16 protein-coding genes are annotated in these 21,566 nt (G+C 68.6%); 1 reads left to right on the top strand and 15 read right to left on the bottom strand.

Annotation, left to right across the window (positions count from 1 at the left end; all coding sequences use genetic code 11):
- Positions 1-164: 164 nt before the first annotated feature.
- The 5 genes from ACIQ0W_RS10295 to ACIQ0W_RS10275 form a co-directional block, all read right to left on the bottom strand.
- Positions 165-1,412 carry an MFS transporter gene (locus tag ACIQ0W_RS10295; RefSeq protein ID WP_036294135.1) on the bottom strand — a complete coding sequence of 416 codons (1,248 nt, stop codon included), beginning with the start codon at positions 1,410-1,412 and terminating at the stop codon, positions 165-167.
- A 6-nt stretch (positions 1,413-1,418) separates the two neighbouring features.
- Positions 1,419-2,183 (bottom strand): fumarylacetoacetate hydrolase family protein, encoded by a 765-nt coding sequence (locus tag ACIQ0W_RS10290; RefSeq protein ID WP_036294138.1) that lies wholly within the window; start codon positions 2,181-2,183, stop codon positions 1,419-1,421.
- A gap of 425 nt (positions 2,184-2,608) precedes the next feature.
- The gene (locus ACIQ0W_RS10285) at positions 2,609-3,730 is read right to left on the bottom strand and encodes a branched-chain amino acid aminotransferase (protein ID WP_051512817.1); all 1,122 of its coding nucleotides are present in this window, start codon (positions 3,728-3,730) and stop codon (positions 2,609-2,611) included.
- 86 nt (positions 3,731-3,816) lie between these two features.
- Positions 3,817-4,863 (bottom strand): 3-isopropylmalate dehydrogenase, encoded by a 1,047-nt coding sequence (locus ACIQ0W_RS10280; RefSeq protein WP_396642719.1) that lies wholly within the window; start codon positions 4,861-4,863, stop codon positions 3,817-3,819.
- On the bottom strand, positions 4,826-6,445 hold the full coding sequence (locus ACIQ0W_RS10275; RefSeq protein ID WP_396642718.1) for an MFS transporter: 1,620 nt from the start codon (positions 6,443-6,445) through the stop codon (positions 4,826-4,828). Before ACIQ0W_RS10275 ends, ACIQ0W_RS10280 begins: the two co-directional genes overlap by 38 nt.
- Before the next feature lie 88 nt (positions 6,446-6,533).
- Here ACIQ0W_RS10275 and ACIQ0W_RS10270 point away from each other — a divergent pair, with 88 nt between their 5' ends.
- Complete coding sequence (locus ACIQ0W_RS10270) at positions 6,534-7,079, top strand: TetR/AcrR family transcriptional regulator (RefSeq protein ID WP_396642716.1); 546 nt, start codon at positions 6,534-6,536, stop codon at positions 7,077-7,079.
- A gap of 2 nt (positions 7,080-7,081) precedes the next feature.
- Here the strand turns inward: ACIQ0W_RS10270 and serA are convergent, their stop codons facing one another.
- The 10 genes from serA to ACIQ0W_RS10220 form a co-directional block, all read right to left on the bottom strand.
- Positions 7,082-8,671 carry a phosphoglycerate dehydrogenase gene (serA, locus tag ACIQ0W_RS10265; protein WP_396642715.1) on the bottom strand — a complete coding sequence of 530 codons (1,590 nt, stop codon included), beginning with the start codon at positions 8,669-8,671 and terminating at the stop codon, positions 7,082-7,084.
- 223 nt (positions 8,672-8,894) lie between these two features.
- Positions 8,895-9,230 carry a bacitracin resistance protein gene (locus ACIQ0W_RS10260; protein WP_396642714.1) on the bottom strand — a complete coding sequence of 112 codons (336 nt, stop codon included), beginning with the start codon at positions 9,228-9,230 and terminating at the stop codon, positions 8,895-8,897.
- Positions 9,227-9,850, bottom strand: a complete 624-nt coding sequence (locus ACIQ0W_RS10255; RefSeq protein ID WP_396642713.1) for a DNA polymerase III subunit gamma/tau — start codon at positions 9,848-9,850, stop codon at positions 9,227-9,229. The genes ACIQ0W_RS10260 and ACIQ0W_RS10255 overlap by 4 nt, the downstream gene beginning before the upstream one ends.
- 63 nt (positions 9,851-9,913) lie before the next feature.
- Entirely contained in the window at positions 9,914-13,225 is a 3,312-nt protein-coding gene (locus tag ACIQ0W_RS10250; protein ID WP_396642712.1) for a lamin tail domain-containing protein, read from the bottom strand.
- A gap of 341 nt (positions 13,226-13,566) precedes the next feature.
- Complete coding sequence (gene ilvC / locus ACIQ0W_RS10245) at positions 13,567-14,592, bottom strand: ketol-acid reductoisomerase (protein ID WP_396642710.1); 1,026 nt, start codon at positions 14,590-14,592, stop codon at positions 13,567-13,569.
- 220 nt (positions 14,593-14,812) lie between these two features.
- Positions 14,813-15,322 (bottom strand): acetolactate synthase small subunit, encoded by a 510-nt coding sequence (gene ilvN / locus ACIQ0W_RS10240; protein WP_396642709.1) that lies wholly within the window; start codon positions 15,320-15,322, stop codon positions 14,813-14,815.
- A 2-nt stretch (positions 15,323-15,324) separates the two neighbouring features.
- Entirely contained in the window at positions 15,325-17,127 is a 1,803-nt protein-coding gene (locus ACIQ0W_RS10235) for an acetolactate synthase large subunit (protein ID WP_396642708.1), read from the bottom strand.
- Between the two features lie 81 nt (positions 17,128-17,208).
- On the bottom strand, positions 17,209-18,927 hold the full coding sequence (gene ilvD / locus ACIQ0W_RS10230) for a dihydroxy-acid dehydratase (protein WP_396642707.1): 1,719 nt from the start codon (positions 18,925-18,927) through the stop codon (positions 17,209-17,211).
- Between the two features lie 9 nt (positions 18,928-18,936).
- The gene (locus ACIQ0W_RS10225; RefSeq protein ID WP_396642706.1) at positions 18,937-19,833 is read right to left on the bottom strand and encodes a trehalose-phosphatase; all 897 of its coding nucleotides are present in this window, start codon (positions 19,831-19,833) and stop codon (positions 18,937-18,939) included.
- On the bottom strand, positions 19,830-21,278 hold the full coding sequence (locus tag ACIQ0W_RS10220; RefSeq protein WP_396642705.1) for a trehalose-6-phosphate synthase: 1,449 nt from the start codon (positions 21,276-21,278) through the stop codon (positions 19,830-19,832). Before ACIQ0W_RS10220 ends, ACIQ0W_RS10225 begins: the two co-directional genes overlap by 4 nt.
- Positions 21,279-21,566 lie beyond the last annotated feature (288 nt).

Below are 21,566 nucleotides of genomic sequence, written 5' to 3'. Positions count from 1 at the left end.
GGGGGGCGGCCGTAGCCCCTCCCGGTCAAGCGCCTCCGACTCGGCGCCGTCTTGTGTTCGGTATTCAGTCTCTGCGCGCTGCGCTCAAGGCCCGTCGCCCAAATTTCCGCGGAAAATCTCGAGCCAGACGACCCAAAAGACTGAATTACGAACGCGCGGATGCCTCAGGCCGGGTGGCGCCGCGGCTCCCGCCACACCAGAACAAGCCCGACCACGACGGCCGCGACCGCGACGATGGCGACGAGTGCGAGCCCGCTGTAGCCGATCCAGCCGAGCACGACACCCGCACCGACGGCGCCCGCAGCCCCGACGAGGTTCATCGCCAGGTCGCTCCGGCCCTGCCGGCGCGTGCGCAGGGGCTCGGCGGTCGCCTCGGTCAGCAGCGCCGAGCCGGAGACGGTCGAGGCACTCCAGCCGAGGCCGAGCAGGATCAGCGACACTGTTACCGCGACGGAAACCTCGGACCAGAGCCACGCCGTGAGCAGCGATGCCAAGAGCAGCGCCTGCCCGATCGCGATCGTCGGCAGGCGTCCGAGCCTGTCGGCGAGGATGCCGAATACCGGGCTCAACGCATACATCCCCGCAATGTGCAGGCTGATCGTCAGACCGATCACCGTCAGCGTCGCGCCGTGGTGCAGCAGGTGCACGGGAGTCATCGCCATGACCGCGACCATCACGCCGTGACTCGCCGCAACCGCGAAGATCGCGAAGCGCGCCAGCACAGGACGATCCGGATGCATCACGGCCCGGGTGCGCGCATCGCCGGTCAGGGCATCCCGGAGCCGTGCGGCGAGGAGGAGCGGGTCCGGCCGGAGGGCCAGCAGATACAGCGCGATCGCGAGCAGCTGTGCCCCGATCGTGAAGACGTAGGGCCCGGTCAGCGGCGGCATGCCGAGCGCTGCCCCGATCGACTCTCCGGGCCCGACGAGGTTCGGCCCGAGCACCGCACCGATCGTCGTCGCCCACACCACGAGCGACAGGTCGCGGCCACGCGTGGCGTCCGTGGCGAGGTCGGCGGCCGCGAACCGCGACTGGAGGTTCGCCGCGGTTCCCGAACCCACCAGCACGAATCCGACCAGCAGCAGCGGAAACATCCGAAGTCCCGCCGCGGTGATGACGACCGCAACGCCTGCCAGCGCGATGAGCATGCCCGCCGACAGCGAGATGCGACGGCCGCGACGCCGCGCGAGAGCCGCCATGGGCACGGCGAGGGCGGCGGACCCGAGCGTCAGCGACGCGGTCGCGAGACCCGAGAGCGAGTCATCGCCCGAGATGTCCGCAGCGAGTAGCGCCCCGAGCGAGATCGTCGCGCCGAGGGCGAGGCCGCCGAGCACCTGTCCCGACGCCAGCACCAGCACGGTGCGGCGCTGAACCGCCCCGATGTCGGTGGGAAGCGCGGCCGCGGCTGTCATGTCGACCTACGCGTCGCGCACGGGGTTGCGCAGCACGCCGAGCCCCGAGATCTCGACCTCGACGACATCACCCGCGACGACCGGGCCGATGCCGGCGGGCGTGCCCGTGAGGATGACGTCACCCGGAAGCAGAGTGAACACGGCAGAGGCGTAGGCGATGATGTCCGGCACCGAGTGGATCATGTCGGTCAGGGGCGCCGACTGCTTGATCTCGCCGTTCACGCGCGTCTGCAGCGTGGCGGCGGCCGCGTCGAAGTCCGTCTCGATCGCGGGGCCGAGCGGGCAGAACGTGTCGAAACCCTTGGCGCGTGTCCACTGCCCGTCGCTCTTCTGGAGGTCGCGGGCGGTCACGTCGTTGCCGAGCGTGTACCCGAAGACGTAGTCGAGAGCGGATGCCGCGGGCACATTCTTCGCGATACGCCCGATCACGACGGCGAGTTCACCCTCGAAGTCCGTTCGGGTCGACTGCGGCGGGCGCACGATGGCGTCGCCCGGTCCGACCACGGCGGTGTTGGGCTTCAGGAAAAGCAGGGGTTCGGCCGGAGCCTCGCCGCCCATCTCGGCGGCGTGGTCATGGTAGTTCTTGCCGACGCACACGACCTTGGACCGCGGAATCACCGGCGCGAGCAGTGACACCTCGCCGAGCGGTACGCGCTCCCCCGTCGTGCCGAAGCCGGCGAACATGGGGTCGCCCTCGAGCACGACCAGATCGGTCCCGTCGACGATGCCGTAGCGGATGGACTCTTCGTGGCTGAACCGTACGATCTTCACCGGTTCAGCCTACTGTCGACCGATTCATCGCCGTCCGCTCCGCCGCTCCCTGAGCCCCCGCCCGCGCTCCCTGAGCCTGTCGAAGGGAGCAGCCACGCACAGGTCGTTTCGACAAGCTCAACGACCGGAACACGCAGGTCGTTTCGACAAGCTCAACGACCGCCATGCGCAGGTCGTTTCGACAAGCTCAACGACCGGAACACGCAAGTCGTTTCGACAAGCTCAACGACCGGCACACGCAGGTCGTTTCGACAAGCTCAACGACCGGCACACGCAGGTCGTTTCGACAGGCTCAACAACCGGCAGACGCAGTGACCGTCCCCTGAACGCGCCAAAACAGGAAAACGCGCGAGAACAGGAGAATCCGCGACGAACCGTCCTGTCTCCGCACGTTCTCCTGTATTCGAACGAACCCGACCGACGGGTCAGGCGTCGAGGCGCAGCATCCAGCCGTGCTTGTCCTCGCGACGGCCGTACTGGATGTCGGTGAGCTCTTCGCGCAGCGACAGCGCGAGCGATCCGGTCGGCTGCTCGTCGAAGAAGGTGCGACCCTTGAGCCCACCGATCGGGGTGACGACGGCGGCCGTGCCGCAGGCGAACACCTCGACGATGTCGCCGGATGCCACGCCCTCACGCCACTCGGCGAGCGACACCGCACGACCCTGAACCTTGTGGCCCCGGTCTTCCGCGAGCTGCAGGATCGAGTCGCGCGTGATGCCCTCGAGGATCGAGTCCGACATGGGCGTCACGACCGTGCCGTCCTTGTAGACGAAGACGACGTTCATGCCCCCGAGCTCTTCGACGTTGCCGTCTTGGTCGAGGAACACGACCTGGTCGCAGCCGTTCTCGTACGCCTCGGCCTGCGGCAGCAGGCTCGCGGCGTAGTTGCCACCGGTCTTGGCCGCGCCCGTACCGCCCTTGCCCGCGCGCGCGTAGTCCTCCGACAGCCAGATCGTGACCGGCTTCACACCGCCCGAGAAGTACGCGCCCGCCGGCGAGGCGATGACGTAGTAGTTGACCTTGTTGGCGGGGCGAACGCCGAGGAACGCCTCTTTCGCGAACATGAAGGGCCGGAGATACAGGCTCTGGTCTGCGGCATCCGGAACCCACGCACCGTCGACCTTGATCAGCTCCTGCAGCGACTGGATGAAGTACGAGACAGGCAGCTCGGGCAGAGCGAGGCGGCGCGCCGACCGCTGCAGCCGCCGACCGTTCTGGTCGGGTCGGAACGTGTGGATCGAGCCATCCGCGTGCCGGTATGCCTTGATGCCCTCGAAGATCTCTTGCCCGTAGTGCAGCACGGCGGCTGCCGGGTCGAGGCTGATCGGGCCGTAGGGCTGGACGCGCGGGCGGTGCCAGCCTCCGCCGACCGACCAGCACACGTCGACCATGTGGTCGGTGAAGTGCGTACCGAAGCCGGGGTTCTCGAGAATCTGCGCGCGCTGGGCGTCGTTCTTGGCCTGGAGGTTCCGCTGAACCAAGAACTGCAGGGGCGCGAGTCCGGCGTCGCGGTCGGCGCCCGTGCCGGGGTTGTCGATAAGGGTCATGTCAGTCCTGCCGATCGAAGATGGGGCGGCGCGTGATCACCGAGAGAAGATCGCGAGAGCGGGCCGGGTATCCCGAAGCTCTCAGGCTACAGGCGAGCTGCGATCGCGTCGCCGATGGCGCTCGTGGTGCGGGGTCCGCCGTCGCGGTCCGCGATGTCGGCCTCGACCGCGCGGGTCACGCGGTCGGCCGCCTCGGAGAGTCCGAGGTGTTCGAGCAGCAGGGCCACCGAGAGGATCGCCGCCGTCGGGTCGGCCTTCTGCTGCCCCGCGATGTCGGGCGCCGATCCGTGGACGGGCTCGAACATCGACGGGAACGCGCCATCCGGGTTGATGTTCCCGGAGGCGGCGAGACCAATCCCTCCGGTGATCGCACCGGCCAGGTCGGTCAGAATGTCGCCGAAGAGGTTGTCGGTGACGATCACATCGAAGCGGGACGGGTTTGTGACCAGAAAGATCGTTGCCGCGTCGACGTGCAGGTAGTCTACGGCGACATCCGGATGCTCCGCCGCAACCGCCGCGACGACCCGCTGCCAGATCGACCCGGCATAAACGAGCACATTCGTCTTGTGCACCCAGGTGACCTTCTTCGACCGCTTCTCGGCCAGATCGAACGCGTACCGCACCACCCGCTCGATGCCGAACGCCGTGTTGACGGATACCTCGGTCGCGACCTCGTGCGGCGTTCCGGTGCGCAGCGACCCACCGTTGCCGACGTAGGGCCCCTCGGTACCCTCGCGCACGACGACGAAGTCGATCCCACCGGCATCCGCCAGCGGTCCGGGAACGCTCGGGTAGAACTTCGACGGACGCAGGTTGACGTAGTGGTCGAGCTCGAACCGGAGCTTGAGCAACAACCCGCGCTCGATGTTGGCGTTCTTCAGGCGCGGGTCGCCGGGCACTCCCCCGACGGCGCCCAACAGGATCGCGTCGTGCGCCGCGATGCTGCCCAGGTCGTCGTCGGTCAGGGTGTCGCCGGTCTCGAGGAACCGCGCGGCGCCCAGCGAGAAATGCGTCTTCTCGAACGAGACGTCCGTTCCCGCGACGGCCGCGTCGAGGACCTTCTCGGCCTCGCCGACGACCTCGGGTCCGATCCCGTCACCGGGTATGAGTGCCAGCTTCACGACGCGCGTCATTGCTCAAATGCTCCTGGGGTGCGGTGGGTCGGGACCCTCCCAGGGTAGTGGCCGCGATCACCGCGGCGATCACGATCAGGAGCGCGCCGATGAGCGAGGTGATGACGACACCGCCGTCGAACGCGTGCGCGGCCGCGGTGCGCAGGCCGTCGGCGATCGGCTCGGGCAGTCCCTCGGCCGAGGCCATGGCGCCCGCGAGCGTCTCGCGCGAGGCATCCGCGGCGTCCTGCGTAAGGCCCGGGGGCAGCAGCAGGTTCGCGCGGTAGTACGCGGTCAGGATGCCTCCCATGATCGCCGTGCCGAGCACCGCGCCGAGCTCGTAGGCCGTCTCGGACACGGCGGATGCCGCACCCGCCTTGGCCGGGGGCGCGTTCCAGAGGATCAGCTCGTTCGAGACCGTCTCGGCCATGCCGATACCCGCGCCGAGCGACATGAACGCCACGGTGAGCATCGCGAGCGAGCCGTCGCCCGCGGTGAGGGCGACGATCAGGTAGCCCAGGACGGAAAGGCCGAGGGCGGCGGGAACCAGCACCCGCGGCGCCATCCGCCGCGCGAGGGGAACGACGCCGAGACCGGCGACCACCATGACCGCGAGGCCCGGAAGCAGGGCGATGCCCGCATCCATGGGGCTCAGGCCCAGCACCAGCTGAAGGTGCTGCGCGACGAAGTAGAGGAACCCGACCAGGCCGATCACGCTCAGCAGGTTGACGAGGATCGCACCGCTGAAGCCGCCGCGCCGGAACAGAGACATGTCGAGCAGGGGGCTCTCGAGCCGCAGCTGTCGGCGCACGAAAATCACGGCGAGGATCAGGCCGACGCCGGCGAGGGGTAGGGCCGGACCCGCGAAACCCTCGACCGCGAGCGACTTGATCGCCGCGACGAACGGCACCATGGCACCGAGCGAGAGCACGATGCTCAGGATGTCGATACGACCCGGGTTCGGGTCCCGGCTCTCGGGCACGAGAAGTGGGGCGAGGACCAGCAGGGGCAGCAGCACCGGCACGGCGAGCAGGAACACGGAACCCCACGCGAAGTGCTCGAGCAGGAACCCTCCGACGATCGGGCCGAGAGCCATTCCGGCGCTGAATCCGGACGCCCAGACCGCGATCGCGAGGCGACGCTGTTCGCGATCGCGGAAGATCGTGCGCAGCAGCGACAGCGTCGCGGGCATGAGCATGGCCCCGAAGAATCCGATACCGGCGCGTGCCGCAATGAGCAGTTCAGCCGAGGGTGCGAACGCGGCGGCGATCGAGAGCAGGCCGAACCCGGTCGCACCGATCAGCAGCAGTCGTCGACGCCCGAAGCGATCGCCGAGCGACCCCATGGTGACGAGCAGCCCGGCGAGGACGAGCGGGTAGGCGTCCACGATCCACAGCTGCTGCGCGCTCGTCGGTTCGAGGTCGAGCGCGATCTGCGGCAGGGCGAAGCTCAGCACCGTGTTGTCGACCGAGACGAGCAGCACCGGCAGCATCAGCACAGCGAGCGCGGCCCACGCGCGGGGGCCCGCCTTCTCGCTCGCTGTCCGCGGCGCCGCCGAACTCTGCCGCGCTGAACTCTGCCGCGTCGAAATCTGTGTAGCCATGATCCGTTCCATAAGTAAACCGTCCAGCCGGTATAGTAACAGGGATGCACGGATTTTCGCTGAGCAAGCACTGGGTACGATCAAGCGCATGAGTCGACCCCCACGCGCCCGAGAAAGCGTGCTCGACGCGTTCGAGGCGATCCTCATCGACGATGGCGAACGGGCCGCGACGATGGACGCCACATCGCGCGCCGCCGGCGTCTCGAAGGGTGGGCTGCTGTACCACTTCGCCTCGAAGGAAGCGCTCGAGTCCGGAGTCATCGAGCGCCTCGACGCCCTGGTCACGGATGACATCGCCGCCATGATGTCGGCCGACGAGGGCCCGATCGCCTACTTCCTCAGGACGTCCGTGATGGAGAACGATCCCCTCGACCGCGCGATCCTCGCCACTTCACGCCTCGCGCAGGGCGGCAACGCCTCGGCCAGCGCCGCCCTGCGGGCCGTCCGCGAGCGGTGGGGCGACGCGCTTCGGCCGCACACGAAGGACGCGGCATCCCTCGACCTCGTGATGCTCGTGAGCGACGGCCTCTACTTCAACAACGCACTCGAGGGCGGCAACATCCCCGGCCCGGTCCCCCGCGGCGCCGAGATGGACGCGCTCATCGCTCTGGTCGAGGCATCCGCCCGCGCCTGAGTTCAGGCCTCCGTGATCTCCAGCTGCACCAGCAGGTCCGCCTGGATCGCCTCGCGGACCTCGTCGAGCAGCTCCTCGGGCACCCGTGAGTCCACGGTGAGCACCGACAGCTGAGCTCCGCGCTGGCTGCGCGCGACCTGCAGCCCCGCGATGTTGATGCCGGCGTCCCCGAACTTCTGACCGTAGATCGCGACGATCCCCGGCCGATCGGTGTACAGCATGACGATGTGGTGCTGAGCGATCGGCACCTCGATCTCGTACTCGTTGAACCCGACGATCTTCTCGACCATGCGGGTGCCCGAGAGGGTGCCTGAGACCGTCAGAACCGTGCCGTCCGCGAGCGTTCCGCGCAGCGTCGTGAGGTTGCGGTAGTCCTCGCTGACCGGGTCGACGATCAGCCGGGTCTCGATACCGCGCTGCTCGGCGAACAGGGGGGCGTTGACGTACGAGACGTTCTCGCTCACGATGCTCGTGAAGATGCCCTTGAGCGCGGCGAGCTTGTAGACACTCACGTCGTAGGCCGCGAGCTCGCCGCGCACCTCGATGTCGAGGTTCGTGAGGGCCGCGTGCGACATGCCGCTGAACACCTGGCCGAGCTTCTCGACGAGCGCGATACCGGGCCGGACGAACGGATCGATCACGCCACCGGCCACGTTGACCGCATCCGGAACCAGGTCGCCCTCGAGCGCGAGCTTGACCGAACGTGCGACCGAGACCCCCGCCTTCTCCTGCGCCTCGTCGGTCGAGGCACCGAGGTGCGGCGTAACGACGACGTTCGGCAGCGCGAGCAGCGGGGAGTTCTTCGGCGGCTCCTCGACGAACACGTCGAGTCCCGCACCGGCGATGATGCCCGCCGAGAGCGCCCGGAACAGGGCGTCCTCGTCGATCAGGCCTCCGCGGGCGACGTTCACGACGTACGCCGTGTCCTTCATCAGGGCCAGCTCGGCATCGCCGATCATGCCCGTCGTCTCGGGCGTCTTCGGCATGTGGATGGTGATGAAGTCGCTCGTGCGCAGCAGCTCTTCGAACGGCAGCAACTCGACGTGCAGCTGCTGGGCGCGCGCCGGCGTGACATACGGGTCGTACGCGACGACGCGCATGTCGAACGCCTGCAGGCGGGCGGCGATCAGCGCACCGATGCGACCGAGACCGATGATGCCGACGGTCTTCTCATACAGCTCGGTCCCGGTGAAGCTGCTGCGCTTCCACTGTCCCTCGGCGAGCGACGCGTGCGCCGCCGGGATGTTGCGGGCAAGGCTCAGGATGTGTCCGACCGTCAGCTCCGCCGCCGACACGATGTTGGAGGTCGGCGCGTTGACGACCATGACACCGGCGGTCGTAGCGGCCTTGATGTCGACGTTGTCGAGCCCGACACCGGCCCGCGCGACGACCTTCAGCACGGGCGCCGCGGCGAGGGCCTCTGCGTCGATCTGCGTCGCCGAGCGGATGAGCACGGCGCTCGCGTCGGCGAGGGCGGCGAGCAGTGCGGGCCGGTCGGTGCCGTCGACGCGGCGGACGTCGAACTCCGGACCGAGCGCGTCGATGGTGGCGGGCGAAAGTTCTTCGGCGAGCAGGACGACGGGCTTCGTCACGGTGTTCCTTCGTGTTGCGCTGTGTAGCGCGCTCGCACGCGGTGTTGTCTGCGCGCGGCGCATTGCGGTTCTGCGACCCCGTGCTCGGCGCGCGGGAGTCTTGTGGGCCGCGCCGCACGCCTGCGATACAACGGGGCGAGGCGAGAAAAAGCCTATCGGCTCCGGACGCGCGTCTCGTGCGCGTTACGCGCGTTGACGGGCAGCGTGGGATGAGGCGGATGCCTCAGGCGACGACGGCCGACGTGTTCAGGCTCGTGTAGGCGATCACGTTGAGCCAGAACACCGCGACGAGCCCGAGCCCACTCAGCAGCACCAGGGCGTACACTGCGACCCCGCGCCGGTAGCTGAGCGCGAACGACACCGCGAACGCGATCACGGGGAAGAGGATCGCGAAGATCCAGATGAACCAGCCGAGCCCGTTGAGCCCGATCTGAGCGGCCTGGATCGTGTTGCCGACCGCCTGCCACAGTGCGTACGCGTGGAACAGCGCGAAGAAGCCGCCGACGGCGACCAGGATCCAGGTAGGCGTCCGCGCGGGGCGGGCTGAGACATCCGTCATCGTCCCACTGCTCCGATCATGAGAAACGGCCAGGGGATGAGGAGCAGCACGCCGAACGCGAGCCACAACCAGCGCACCCACGAGCGCGTCTTGCGCGTGGCGAAGAGCGTCGTGGCGAACCAGATCAGCGGCGCGGCGGTGGCGAGCCAGAGCGCGCCCTGGTACATCGAGTCGGTCACGAGCACCTGGTACCGGCCCTGCAGGCGCAGTCCGCCGACGAGCCAGCCGATCGCGAACAGCAGGTAAACGCCGCCGAGCACGCCGATCGAGACGAGTGCCGCGGTGCCGAGACCCGCGGGTTCCGGCTCATCGCCGCTCGGGGTGCGGTTTTCGGAGGCCTCGGGTGGCGCTTCCTCGGCAGCACTCGTATCCGTTTGGGAGGTGCGTGCCGCCGTGCCGGTGGCGACGCCATCCGTGTCGGGTGCCGGTAGAGGCGGAGGGGTGTGGCCGGCTGGCGCGCTGTGCGACACGCTCGCGCTCCCCCGGCCGACCGGTGTCCACCCGTCGGGCAGCGACGCCGGATCGGAGGCCGACTCGTCCGTGGCGGCGGCCGTCCCGGTGTCGAGCGTGGGGTCGTCGTCGCCGTCCCAGCTCAGGGCATCCTCGTCGCATCGCGGCATGCCCCCAGAGTAACCCGCAGAGTCCATTCCCCCGGCGATCGGGAGCTACGAGGTCCGGAGGATTCAGCCTGCGGACGTCGTCACCGCCGAGGTCTGAACCGCCTTGTCGAACTGGAACGACAGGCGCACCGAGAAGTCGTCGTCCGCGGCGGTGTACCGGTCCTGCAGGCCGTGGTCGAGGATCCGCCACGGTCGGGCGTTCGACCCGGAGGTGTCGTGGCCGTTGTCGGCCACGGCCTGTTCGTAGTCGTAGGGGAAGCTCGCGTGCTCGCCGAGCGTGGCCGAGAAGGTGTCGACCTGCACGGTTCCGCCCGCCAGGTCGATCTGCAGCAGGCGTTGGAACCCCGTCGCACGCTCACCCGTGTGCGTGCGGAACTCCTGATAGTCGGCGAGGAGTTCGGTGACCGCGTGGCCCGGGATGCCCCCGGCATCCGTCGTATCGATGCGGGAGAGTCCGTGGAAGTGCCCCGCGAGCACGAGCACGACGTTGCGGTGGGGCGCGACGACCCGCGCCCACAGTTCGTCGGCTCGGGACAGCCACCTCGAACTGCTCGAGCGCGCCGGCGGGTTGAACTCGCCCGTCGCCGACAGGTGCTCGTGGGTCGCCACGATCACGTTGCGATCCGGATGCTGCGCCACGACGTCCTCGGCCCACGCGAGCTCGCGCTCCGCGTAGGCGTAGGGCAGCGAGAGCACGAGGAACCGAGCGCCGGCACGCTCGAAGAGCGTGTAGTTGGCGCTGTTGTCGTCGGGGGCGATCGATCCGCCGTACCAGGGCGCACCGGCATAACGGCCGGGTCCGAAGTACTCGTTGAACAAGTCGTTCGTCACGCCGCGCTTGTTGTCGTGGTTGCCGGGCAGCACGCTGTTTGCGACGCCCGCGTCATCCAGCAACGCCTGCGTCTCGGATGCGACCTCGAACTCGTGCCGAGCCCGCGCGGGCTCCTGGTCGGGATCGACCCAGTTCTGGATCAGGTCGCCCGTGTGCGCGACGAACGAGATCTTGCGCGCCTCCTGCGATGCGCGAACCCACGCGAGCTGCTCCGCGTAGACCTCGGGGTACGACTCCGACAGGTACTGCGTGTCGGTGATGTGGGTGACGGACAGGTCGTAGTCGCCCGGATCGGCGAACCCGACGCGATCCGCCGCCGCGGGCGCCGGCACGGCCTGCACGAGGAGTTCGACGATGCCGGCGGACACCTCACCGGGCCGCACGTCGCCCGACAGCACGATCTCGTGCGTTCCGCCCTCCGGCGCCGCCTCGGCCTCCTCGACGCTCCGCCAGGCTCCCGTCTGCGGCGCCCACACCGACATACGCACGGGCGCCGCCCCCGTGACGGAACCCGCCCATGAGACGACGGCGGATGCCTGGGGCACCGCCACGCGCAGACGCACATACGGATAGGCCCAGGAGTCGTCGCGCCCGGCCGCGAGTGCCGCGTCGGCGACGCGCTGCTCGTTCGGCGCGCTCCGCTGCGTCAGCGGGCCGCCCTCACTCGATCCGGCGAACGCCTCGAGGATCGTCACCGGGTCGCCGGTGAGCGAGCTCGGGTCGACGCGGTCCGCGGCGCGGGCCGAGGCGGACTCGATCCGGGCCTCGGTCCGCACCGCGGCGATCCGCCCGGCGGCGGCGGGCGTGAGCTCACCCGTCTCGATCCACCGACGCTCGTCGAGGGTGCCGGGCGTCGCCCCTGCGTGCACGAAATCCTCGGAGTCGGTCCCCGTGAAGCGGGCTCGCTGCCACGTCTCACCGGCCAGACGATCGACCGCGAACGTCGACAGCGACATGCCCTTGGTGCACGGGCTGTACCGCTCGATCGAGTGGTCCATCTCGTTGGCGTGGAAGATCCCGACGCTGTCGACGCGCTCGCCCGACGCATCCTCGATCCAGACGCCCGCACCCCGGAAGTCGAGCTCTGTGTCGAACCGGGCCTGGGCCGCGGCCGCGGCATCCGTGTCCTCGAGCGCCGCGACCCACGTGCCGCCGGGTTCGATCCGCGTACCCGGTTCGATCACGGCGAGGTCGGCGGGTTCGCGAAAGCCGTCTGAGCCGCACGCCACGACACGCCACCCGCCGATGTCGATCGGCCGTTCGCCGTAATTGCCGATCTCGACGAAGTGGTGTCGCTCCGCGTCCACCGCCCCGCCGTCGATCGCGGGGTCCGTGGCGACCTCGCTGATCGCCACACCGGGGCGCGAGGGGTACGTCAGCGCGTCGTCCGCGAGGCGCGTGTCGTCGACCGCGTTCGCACGCCCCGCCGTGCGCTCCGCGATCACCCACTCCCCCGTTTCGGGGCTGCGCTGCCAGCTCTCGCCGCCGCGGTAGTCCAGCACCGACGCGAGCTTCTCGTCACCCGTCTGGCACGCGGTGTCGGGATGATTCGAGACCGAGACGCCGTCGACGCGCCGCCCCGCGGCATCCACGAGCAACGCTCCCGAGACCGTGTCCGCGAGCGAGGTCGCGGAGGTGAAGTCCGGAGCCGAGATTCCCTTTCCACCGCTGCCGACGACGAGGCGCTCCCCCGCCCCGAGATCGGTTCGCGAGGGGAACGTGACCTGCGCGGTCGCGACCGAGAGTGTTCCATCGCGTGCGCAGCGGTAGAGCGTCCAGCCGGACAGATCGACTGTGTCGCTACCGGGGTTGCGGAGCTCGATCAGGTCGTCGTTCGGGCCCGCCGGTCCGGCCGCCGCGATCTCGTCGATCACCACGACGCCGCTCGGGGTCGTCACGCGGCCGAGGTCCGCCGTGCCGGGTGTGGCGCGGCCTCGGACGAAGTCGACGGCCGCGTCGCCGGTGTCGCGCACCCGCTGCCAGGACTCGTCGAGGGCGAAGGCGAGGGATGCGGGGACGTTGCCGTTTTCGCTGCATTCGCTCTCGGTCGGCCACGGTTGGGTCGGGTACACGCCGATGGCGTCGGCGGTCGCACCCGAGGCATCCGCGAGGATCAGCCCGAACCCGCTCGGGGCGTACTGCTGTGTGAACAGACCGTCGGGCTGAACTCCCCCGGTTTCGACACCGATGCGCGCGACGACCGCGATCTCGCCGGGCTCGAGGACGACGCCCCGCAGCTCGGACTCGGGCCGCGAGAAGTTCGCGCGCAGGCCCTGCGCCGAACACCGGAACACCTGCCATCCGGTGAGGTCGACCGCGTGGTCGTCGATGTTCTGCAGCTCGAAGAAGCTGTCGGCATCGGAACGCGACGAACCCGCTGCGACCTCCGAGATCACGATCCGGCCTTCGGACGACGCGGATGCCGGGGCGGTGGGTGCCTCCTCCGCGGACGCCGCGGGAGCCACCATCCCCGTGGTCACGGTCAGGATCGCGAGAGCGAAAGCGGACAGATGGGCGGAGCGGCGTATCGCCAGGCGGTGCACGGCCTGAGCGTTGCGGGGCCGACTGAACGCGTTGCGTCGGCCCGGTACTCGTGGATGAACAGCACGTTGCGGGTTCCGGTTGCCGAGGCTCCGGTGCTCCCTTCGACAGGCTCAGGGAGCGAAGGCCACCACGGTCGCTGAGCCTGTCGAAGCGACCAGCAGTGCCCACGCTGCGTGAACACAAAAAGGCCCGGCCGCCCCGCCCCGGGTTGCGGGGGCGTGACGGCCGGGCTCAGCCGAGCCTGGTGGGACGACTGGTCTGGAACGAAGGGTCAGCGCGCAGCGCTGCCCTCCGTGATCGCGAGAGCGATCACAATTGGGCGCGGGTTTCTGCGCCAAGGTCAGCGCGCAGCGGAACCCTCGGTGTAGTCGGCGTCCTGCTGCTTCCACGCGAAGAGGGCGCGGAGCTCGCGGCCGACCTCTTCGATCGGGTGCTGGGCGCCCTTTTCGCGGAGTTCGAGGAACTCGGGGGCTCCGGCATCCTGGTCGCCGATGAAGCGCTCGGCGAACGCGCCGGACTGGATGTCGCCGAGAACGGCCTGCATGTTCTCCTTGACGTGCGGGTCGATGACGCGGGGGCCCGAGACGTAGTCGCCGTACTCGGCGGTGTCGGAGACCGACCAGCGCTGCTTGGCGATGCCACCCTCCCACATGAGGTCGACGATGAGCTTGAGCTCGTGGAGCACCTCGAAGTACGCGATCTGCGGCTGGTAGCCCGCCTCGGTCAGGGTCTCGAAACCGTACTGGACGAGCTGCGAGACGCCACCGCAGAGCACGGCCTGCTCACCGAACAAGTCGGTCTCGGTCTCTTCCGTGAAGGTCGTCTTGATGACGCCGGCGCGGGTGCCGCCGATGGCCTTGGCGTACGACTTGGCGATGTCCCAGGCCTGGCCCGAGGCATCCTGCTCGACCGCGATGATGTCGGGAATGCCGCGTCCCGCGACGAACTCACGACGGACCGTGTGACCCGGCGCCTTCGGCGCGACGAGGATCACGTCGACGCCCTCGGGGGCGTCGATGTAGCCGAAGCGGATGTTGAAGCCGTGCGCGAACGCGAGGGTCTTGCCCTCGGTCAGGTGCGGGGCGATCTCGTTCTTGTAGATGCCACGCTGGTGCTGGTCGGGAGCCAGGATCATGATGAGGTCGGCCCACTCGGCGGCCTCGGCGACGGACTTGACGGGGAAGCCGTCCTCTTCGGCCTTGGGGGCCGACTTCGAGCCCTCCTTGAGGGCGATGACGACCTCGACACCGGAGTCGCGCAGGTTCTGGGCGTGCGCGTGTCCCTGCGAGCCGTAGCCGACGATCGCGACCTTCTTGCCCTGGATGAGCGCGAGGTCGGCGTCGGAGTCGTAGAAGATCTCGGCCATGGTGATGTGTTTCTCCTTGTTTGGGGTGCTCGGTCCCTGAGCCTGTCGAAGGGATCCTGGTCTCGTGCTGGTCGCTTCGACAAGCTCAGCAACCGTATGGTCTGGTGCTGGTCGCTTCGACGAGCTCAGCGACCGTATGGTCTCGTGCTGGTCGCTTCGACGAGCTCAGCGACCGTGTGGTTCGTGTCGCTTCGACAAGCTCAGCGACCGTGAAGGTGGGTCAGCCGCGCAGGACGCGCTCGGTGATGCTCTTACCGCCGCGACCGATCGCGAGCAGGCCTGACTGCGCCAGCTCCTTCACGCCGAACGGCTCGACGGCGCGCAGGAACGCGTCGATCTTGCCGTGGTCACCGGTCACTTCGATCACGAGCGCGTCGGTCGCGTAGTCCACGACTGAGGCGCGGAAGAGGTTGACGACCTCGATCACGTTCGAGCGGGTCGCGTTGTCAGCGCGCACCTTGACGAGCATGTGCTCGCGCTGCACGGATGTCGAGTAGTCGAGCTCGACGATCTTGATCACGTTGATCAGCTTGTTGAGCTGCTTGGTGACCTGCTCGAGCGGAAGCTCGTCGACGTCGACGACGACCGTGATGCGCGAGAGACCCGGCACCTCGGTGACACCCACGGCGAGGGACTCGATGTTGAAGCCTCGGCGCGCGAAGAGGCCCGCGACGCGTGTCAGAAGACCGGGCTTGTCCTCCACCAGGAGGCTCAGAACGTGCTTGCTCACGGTCAGTCCTCCTGTCCGAACGCCGGCGAGTGCTCTCGCGCGTACTGGACGAAGCTGTTGCTGACGCCCTGCGGCACCATCGGCCAGACCATGGAATCGGCGCTCACGACGAAGTCGATCACGACGGGGCGGTCGTTGGTCTCGAGCGCCAGCTTGATGGCCGCGTCGACGTCTTCTTCCTTCTCGACGCGGATGGCGAGGCATCCGTACGCCTCGGCGAGCTTGACGAAGTCCGGGACCCGCATGGTGTCGTGACCGGTGTTCAGGTCGGTGTGCGAGTAGCGACTGTTGTAGAACAGCGTCTGCCACTGGCGCACCATGCCGAGCGAGGAGTTGTTGATGATCGCGACCTTGATCGGGATGTTGTTGATCGTGCAGGTCGCGAGCTCCTGATTGGTCATCTGGAAGCATCCGTCGCCGTCGATCGCCCACACCACGCGCTCGGGTTCGGCGACCTTGGCACCCATCGCCGCGGGAACCGAGTAGCCCATCGTTCCGGCGCCGCCGGAGTTCAGCCACGCGTTCGGACGCTCGTACTTGATGAACTGCGCCGACCACATCTGGTGCTGGCCCACGCCCGAGGCGTAGATGCCCTCGGGACCCGTCAGCTCGCCGATGCGCTGGATGACGTATTGCGGCGCCATCAGGCCGTCCGTCGTCGGAGCGTAGCCGAGCGGGAACTCGTCGCGCAGGCCGTCGAGGTACGACCACCAGTCCGCGATGTCGGGGGTCGTTTCGGCAGCGGCGGCCGCGTAGGCGCCCTCGAGGTCGACCAGCACGTCACGCAGATCACCCACGATCGGAACGTCGGCCGCGCGGATCTTGCCGATCTCGGCCGGGTCGATGTCGACGTGCACGACCTTGGCGTTCGGGGCGAAGAGCGCGGCCTTGCCGGTCACGCGGTCGTCGAACCGGGCTCCGAGCGAGACGAGCAGGTCGGCCTCTTGCAGCGCGAGCACAGCGGGCACCGTGCCGTGCATGCCGGGCATGCCCAGCTGCTGCTGGTGGGAGTCGGGGAACGCGCCGCGGGCCATGAGCGTCGTGACGACCGGAGCACCCGTGGCCTCGGCGAGGCGTAGCAGCTCGGCAGAGGCCTTCGAGCGGATCACACCACCACCGACGTACAGCACGGGCTTCTTGGCGGCGGCCAGCAGCTGGGCGGCGGCCTGGATCTGCTTGCCGTGGGCCTTCGTCACCGGACGATAGCCGGGCAGATCGATCTTCGGCGGCCACACGAAGGGCGCCTCGGCCTGCTGCGCGTCCTTCGTGATGTCCACGAGTACGGGACCGGGGCGACCCGTGCCCGCGATCTCGAATGCCGACGCGATCGCGGATGGGATGTCTTCGGCCCGCTTGACGAGGATCGAGTGCTTCGTGATCGGCATCGTGATACCCACGATGTCGGCCTCTTGGAAGGCATCCGTTCCCATCAGCGTGCTGAACACCTGACCGGTGATGCAGACGATCGGCACCGAGTCCATGTAGGCATCGGCGATGGCCGTGACGAGGTTCGTCGCGCCCGGACCCGACGTCGCGATCGCGACACCGATGCGTCCGGATGCCGAGGCGTAGCCCTCGGCCGCGTGACCGGCACCCTGCTCGTGACGCACGAGGATGTGGCGCAGATCGGTCGAGTCCATGAGCGGGTCGTAGACGGGCAGGATGGCTCCGCCCGGCAGCCCGAAGACGTCTGTGACGCCGAGCAGCTCGAGAGAGCGGACGACCGCCTGCGCACCCGTGAGCACGGGCGCGGACGCGGTGCGAGCGGGCGGCCGGGGAATGGCCGTGGCAGATTCGGCGGGCATGGTGAGAATCCTTGCGATCGGAGTGACTGTGACGAATCGCCGACGATGCTTCGGCGACGAAGACGCGTCCGTGGACGCGGGCTATCCCGTAACCGCGCCCTCCGCAGCGGAGCGCACGAGCTTCGAGTATTTGGCCAGAACGCCTCGGGTGTAGCGCGGGGGCAGCGGTTCCCAGCCAGAGCGGCGGGAGCTGAGCTCAGCCTCATCGACGAGTAGGTCGAGAGTGCGAGCTGCGATATCGACCCGTATCAGATCACCATCGCGCACGAAGGCGATAGGACCTGCGTCCACCGCTTCGGGTGCTATATGGCCGATGCAGAGGCCGGTTGTGCCGCCTGAGAATCGTCCGTCCGTCAAGAGTAGTACATCTTTTCCGAGCCCGGCCCCCTTGATGGCGGCGGTGATCGCGAGCATCTCGCGCATTCCCGGGCCGCCCTTCGGGCCCTCGTAGCGGATCACGACGACGTCGCCGGCCGAGATCTGTCCGGCCTCGAGGGCGTCCATCGCCGCACGCTCGCGCTCGAACACGCGGGCGGGGCCCTCGAAGACGTTCGCGTCGAAGCCGGCCGACTTCACGACGGCACCCTCGGGAGCGATCGATCCGTGCAGCACGGTGATACCGCCGGTCACGTGGATCGGATCGTCGAGGCGGTGGATGACCTTGCCGTCGATCGGGTCCGGGTCGAGGTCGCGCATGTTCTCCGCGAGCGTCTTACCGGTCACCGTCAGGGCATCGCCGTGCAGCAGTCCCTCGTCGAGCATCGCCTTCATGATGACGGGGATGCCGCCGTGACGGTCGACGTCGTTCATGACGTACTGACCGAACGGCTTCATGTCGCCGATGTGCGGCGTCTTGTCGCCGATGCGGTTGAAGTCGTGCAGGTCGAGATCGACCTGGGCCTCGTGCGCGATCGCGAGCAGGTGCAGCACGACGTTGGTCGAGCCGCCGAGCGCCATCGCCAGGGCGATCGCGTTCTCGAACGCCTCTTTGGTCAGGATGTCGCTGGTCGTGATGCCGAGCCGCAGCAGGTTGACGACGGCCTCGCCCGAGCGGTGCGCGTAGTAGTCGCGACGACGATCCGCGGCGGCGGGGGCGGCAGAGCCGGGCAGGCTGAGACCGAGCGCCTCGGCCACGGATGCCATGGTGTTGGCGGTGTACATGCCGCCGCAGGCGCCCTCGCCGGGCGCGAAGGCGCATTCGATGCGCTTGAGGTCGGCCTCGGACATCCGTCCCGCGATGCACGCACCCACGCCCTCGAACGAGTCGATGATCGTGATGTCCTTCTCGGTGCCGTCGCTGAGCTTGACCCAGCCCGGCGCGATCGACCCGGCGTAGAGGAAGACGCTCGAGAGGTCGAGGCGGGCGCTCGCCATGAGCATGCCCGGGATGGACTTGTCGCACCCGGCGAGCAGGACGCTGCCGTCGAGGCGCTCGGCCATCATGACGGTCTCGACCGAGTCGGCGATGACCTCGCGCGACACGAGCGAGAAGTGCATGCCCTCGTGACCCATCGAGATGCCGTCCGACACCGAGATCGTGCCGAACTGCAGCGGGTAGCCGCCACCGGCGTGCACGCCCTCCTTGGCACCCTGGGCGAGGCGATCCAGGCTCAGGTTGCAGGGTGTGATCTCGTTCCAGCTCGACGCGATGCCGATCTGGGGCTTGTCCCAGTCCGCATCCCCCATGCCGACCGCGCGGAGCATGCCGCGGGAGGTCGTGGCCTCGATGCCGTCGGTGACGGCGCGAGAGCGGGGCTTGATATCAACGGAGGAACGGTCTGACGGGTCGAACGGAGCCATCCTCCGAGTCTATTCCTGCCGCGCTGCTCGCATCCGCGCGAGGGTCGACAACACTCCGGCGAGTTCTTGGGCATCTGCGACACGCAGGCGAGCGGATGACTCCCCCGGCCCGACGCGCACGCCCAGGTCGCTCTCGGTCAGGTGCGCAATCGCATCCTCGTCCGTCACGTCGTCTCCCGCGAAGAACACCGCGGTCGCGCCCGTCGCCTCACGCAGCGCTGCAATCGCCACGTCCTTGCCGGCGTGGCTCGACGAGAACTCGAGGATGTCCTGGCCCGTGCGCCGACGCCAGGCCGGGGCCCGCTCGGCAACCAGTGCGTCGATCTCGCTCGTAGCCCGTGCGGCGTCGTCGGCCGTGCTCAGGCGCGAGTGCAGCGCGAACCCGAAGGCCTTGTGCTCGATCCATGCGCCCTCGATGTCGGCGACGACGGCGTCCGCGGCGGCGCGGATCGCGTCGGCGTCCACGTCGTCCTCATCCTGGTTGGCACGAGGAGTTCGGCTCGGCGAGAGGACTCGCTCGGCCGCAGAGCCCTCGTCCCGCGCCGAAGTCCTCTCCTCACGCTGGCCGGCGGAGGCAGGGGCGGGGGTGTCAGCGGGGGTCGGGTACCAGAACTCGGCGCCGTGCGACCCGGCGAGGTAAATGGGCGAGTCGTCGGCGTGCTCGCCGATGATACGGAGGTCGGACAGCATCCGTCCCGAAACGAACGCGACGACCGTGTCGGGGAGCGCGGCGAGGCGCGCGATCGCTTCTTTTGATGCGGGCAGGGCCCGGGCCTTCATCGGTTCATCAATCAGCGGGGCGAGCGTGCCATCGAAGTCGAGCGCGACCAACAGGACGGGCGTCTCGGCGAGCGGGCGGAGCGCGGCGGAAATCTCTTCCGTCATGTCGGCTGTCCTCTCGGTCATGCGGGTGCCACCTCCCGGGGGCCGGGGCCGCGATCTCGTCGGCGCGCGGCGTCGAGCGCTGCGACGAAGCTCTGCGACCACGCCTCAACATCGTGTTCGAACACGCGACGCCGAAGCGACCGCATCCGTCGTCCCTGCTCGGCTCCGGGCATCTCGATCGCGCGCATGATGGTGTCTTTCAGACCCACGATGTCGTGCGGATTGATCAGCAGAGCGCTGCCGAGCTCATCGGCCGCGCCCGCGAACTCGCTCAGCACGAGCACGCCGCGGTTGTCGATACGTGACGCGACATATTCCTTCGCGACGAGGTTCATGCCATCGCGGAGCGCGGTGACGAGCATGACGTCCGCGGCCAGGAACAGGGCGACCATCTCTTCGCGCGGGTAGCCGTGGTGGAGATACCGGATGGCTGTGTGCCCCATGGTGTCGAAGGTGCCGTTGATGCGTCCGACCGTCAGTTCGATCTCGTCGCGCAACTGCGCGTAGGCGACGACGCGCTCGCGACTGGGGCTCGCCACCTGCACAAGGGTGACGTCCGAGGCATCCACCTTGTGGTCGGTAAGCAGCTCACCGAACGCCTTCATGCGGTGTCGGATGCCCTTGGTGTAGTCGAGGCGGTCGACTCCGAGCAGGATCTTGCGCGGGTTGCCGAGGCCCTCGCGGATCTCGCGCGCACGCGCCTGGACCTCGGGCGAGCGGGCGAGTTCGGCGTACGACTCGGCATCGATCGAGATCGGGAAGGCCTTCGCCAGCGCGATGCGGGTGCGGCCGTCCCCCATCGGCACCGAAATGCCGGACGCCTTGGTGTCGTAGCGCAGCTGACGCCGGACGGCACGGGCGAAGTTGCCCGCGTCCGCGACGCGCTGGAACCCGATCACGTCGGCCCCGAGCAGACCCTCGAGAACCTGCCGTCGCCAGGGCAACTGTGAGTACAGACCGTATGCGGGGAACGGAATGTGGTGGAAGTACCCGATCGTGACGTCGGGCCGCAGCTCGCGCAGCATTTTCGGAACGAGCTGTAGCTGGTAGTCCTGCACCCAAATCGTCGCGCCCTCTGCCGCGACCTCTGCAGCCGCCTCGGCGAAGCGCTGGTTCACCCGCACGTACGATTCCCACCACACGCGGCTGTAGCGCGGAGCGGCGATCACGTCGTGGTACAGCGGCCAGATCGTATCGTTTGAGAAGCCCTCGTAGTACAGCTCGACGTCTTCGGCGCTGAGGACGATCGGCACGAGGTGCGTGCCCTCGAACTCGAACGGTTCGACCTCGAGGTCTGCCTGGCCGGGCCACCCCACCCAGGCGCCGTCGGCACGTCGCATCATCGGCTCGAGTGCGGTAACGAGGCCCCCGGGCGAGCGCCGCCACTCGCCGTTCTCGGCACGGTCGACGGGCAGCCGGTTTGCGACAACGACGAAGTCGGCGCGTTCGGGGGTCGGTGTCGTCACGGGAGCCTCTCACAAGCATCAGGTCGGGCTTTCGCCCTGCGTCCAGGTTATCTGGCGTGTCGAAGCGGGCCCGACCTGAGGCATCCGTTCACCGTCGTCTGTCCTCCGCTTACCTGTGTATCGGCCTCGCGCCATCCGCGTTCCCCGCACCGCCACCCCTCGCCGAAACACCTCTCGCGCGACGAAACCCCCGCCGGCATGGGGTTTTTCGCGGCCTCCGGGGTGTTTCGGCGCGCTTGCGGGGCCGGGACGGGTGCCGGGGAAGCGGATGCTCGGGCATCCGGAGCC

The organism is Microbacterium sp., from assembly GCF_044340635.1.
Lineage (GTDB): Bacteria > Actinomycetota > Actinomycetes > Actinomycetales > Microbacteriaceae > Microbacterium.
This window is presented reverse-complemented; position numbering and strand designations above follow the sequence as displayed.

Excerpts from the sequence above, each read along its gene's own strand:
- ACIQ0W_RS10295 (WP_036294135.1), bottom strand. The coding sequence starts at position 1,412 with ATGACAGCCGCGGCCGCGCTTCCCACCGACATCGGGGCGGTTCAGCGC.
- ACIQ0W_RS10285 (WP_051512817.1), bottom strand. The coding sequence starts at position 3,730 with ATGACCCTTATCGACAACCCCGGCACGGGCGCCGACCGCGACGCCGGA.
- ACIQ0W_RS10280 (WP_396642719.1), bottom strand. The coding sequence starts at position 4,863 with ATGACGCGCGTCGTGAAGCTGGCACTCATACCCGGTGACGGGATCGGA.
- ACIQ0W_RS10275 (WP_396642718.1), bottom strand. The coding sequence starts at position 6,445 with ATGGCTACACAGATTTCGACGCGGCAGAGTTCAGCGCGGCAGAGTTCG.
- ACIQ0W_RS10270 (WP_396642716.1), top strand. The coding sequence starts at position 6,534 with ATGAGTCGACCCCCACGCGCCCGAGAAAGCGTGCTCGACGCGTTCGAG.
- ACIQ0W_RS10260 (WP_396642714.1), bottom strand. The coding sequence starts at position 9,230 with ATGACGGATGTCTCAGCCCGCCCCGCGCGGACGCCTACCTGGATCCTG.
- ACIQ0W_RS10255 (WP_396642713.1), bottom strand. The coding sequence starts at position 9,850 with ATGCCGCGATGCGACGAGGATGCCCTGAGCTGGGACGGCGACGACGAC.
- ilvC (WP_396642710.1), bottom strand. The coding sequence starts at position 14,592 with ATGGCCGAGATCTTCTACGACTCCGACGCCGACCTCGCGCTCATCCAG.
- ACIQ0W_RS10235 (WP_396642708.1), bottom strand. The coding sequence starts at position 17,127 with ATGCCCGCCGAATCTGCCACGGCCATTCCCCGGCCGCCCGCTCGCACC.
- ilvD (WP_396642707.1), bottom strand. The coding sequence starts at position 18,927 with ATGGCTCCGTTCGACCCGTCAGACCGTTCCTCCGTTGATATCAAGCCC.
- ACIQ0W_RS10225 (WP_396642706.1), bottom strand. The coding sequence starts at position 19,833 with ATGACCGAGAGGACAGCCGACATGACGGAAGAGATTTCCGCCGCGCTC.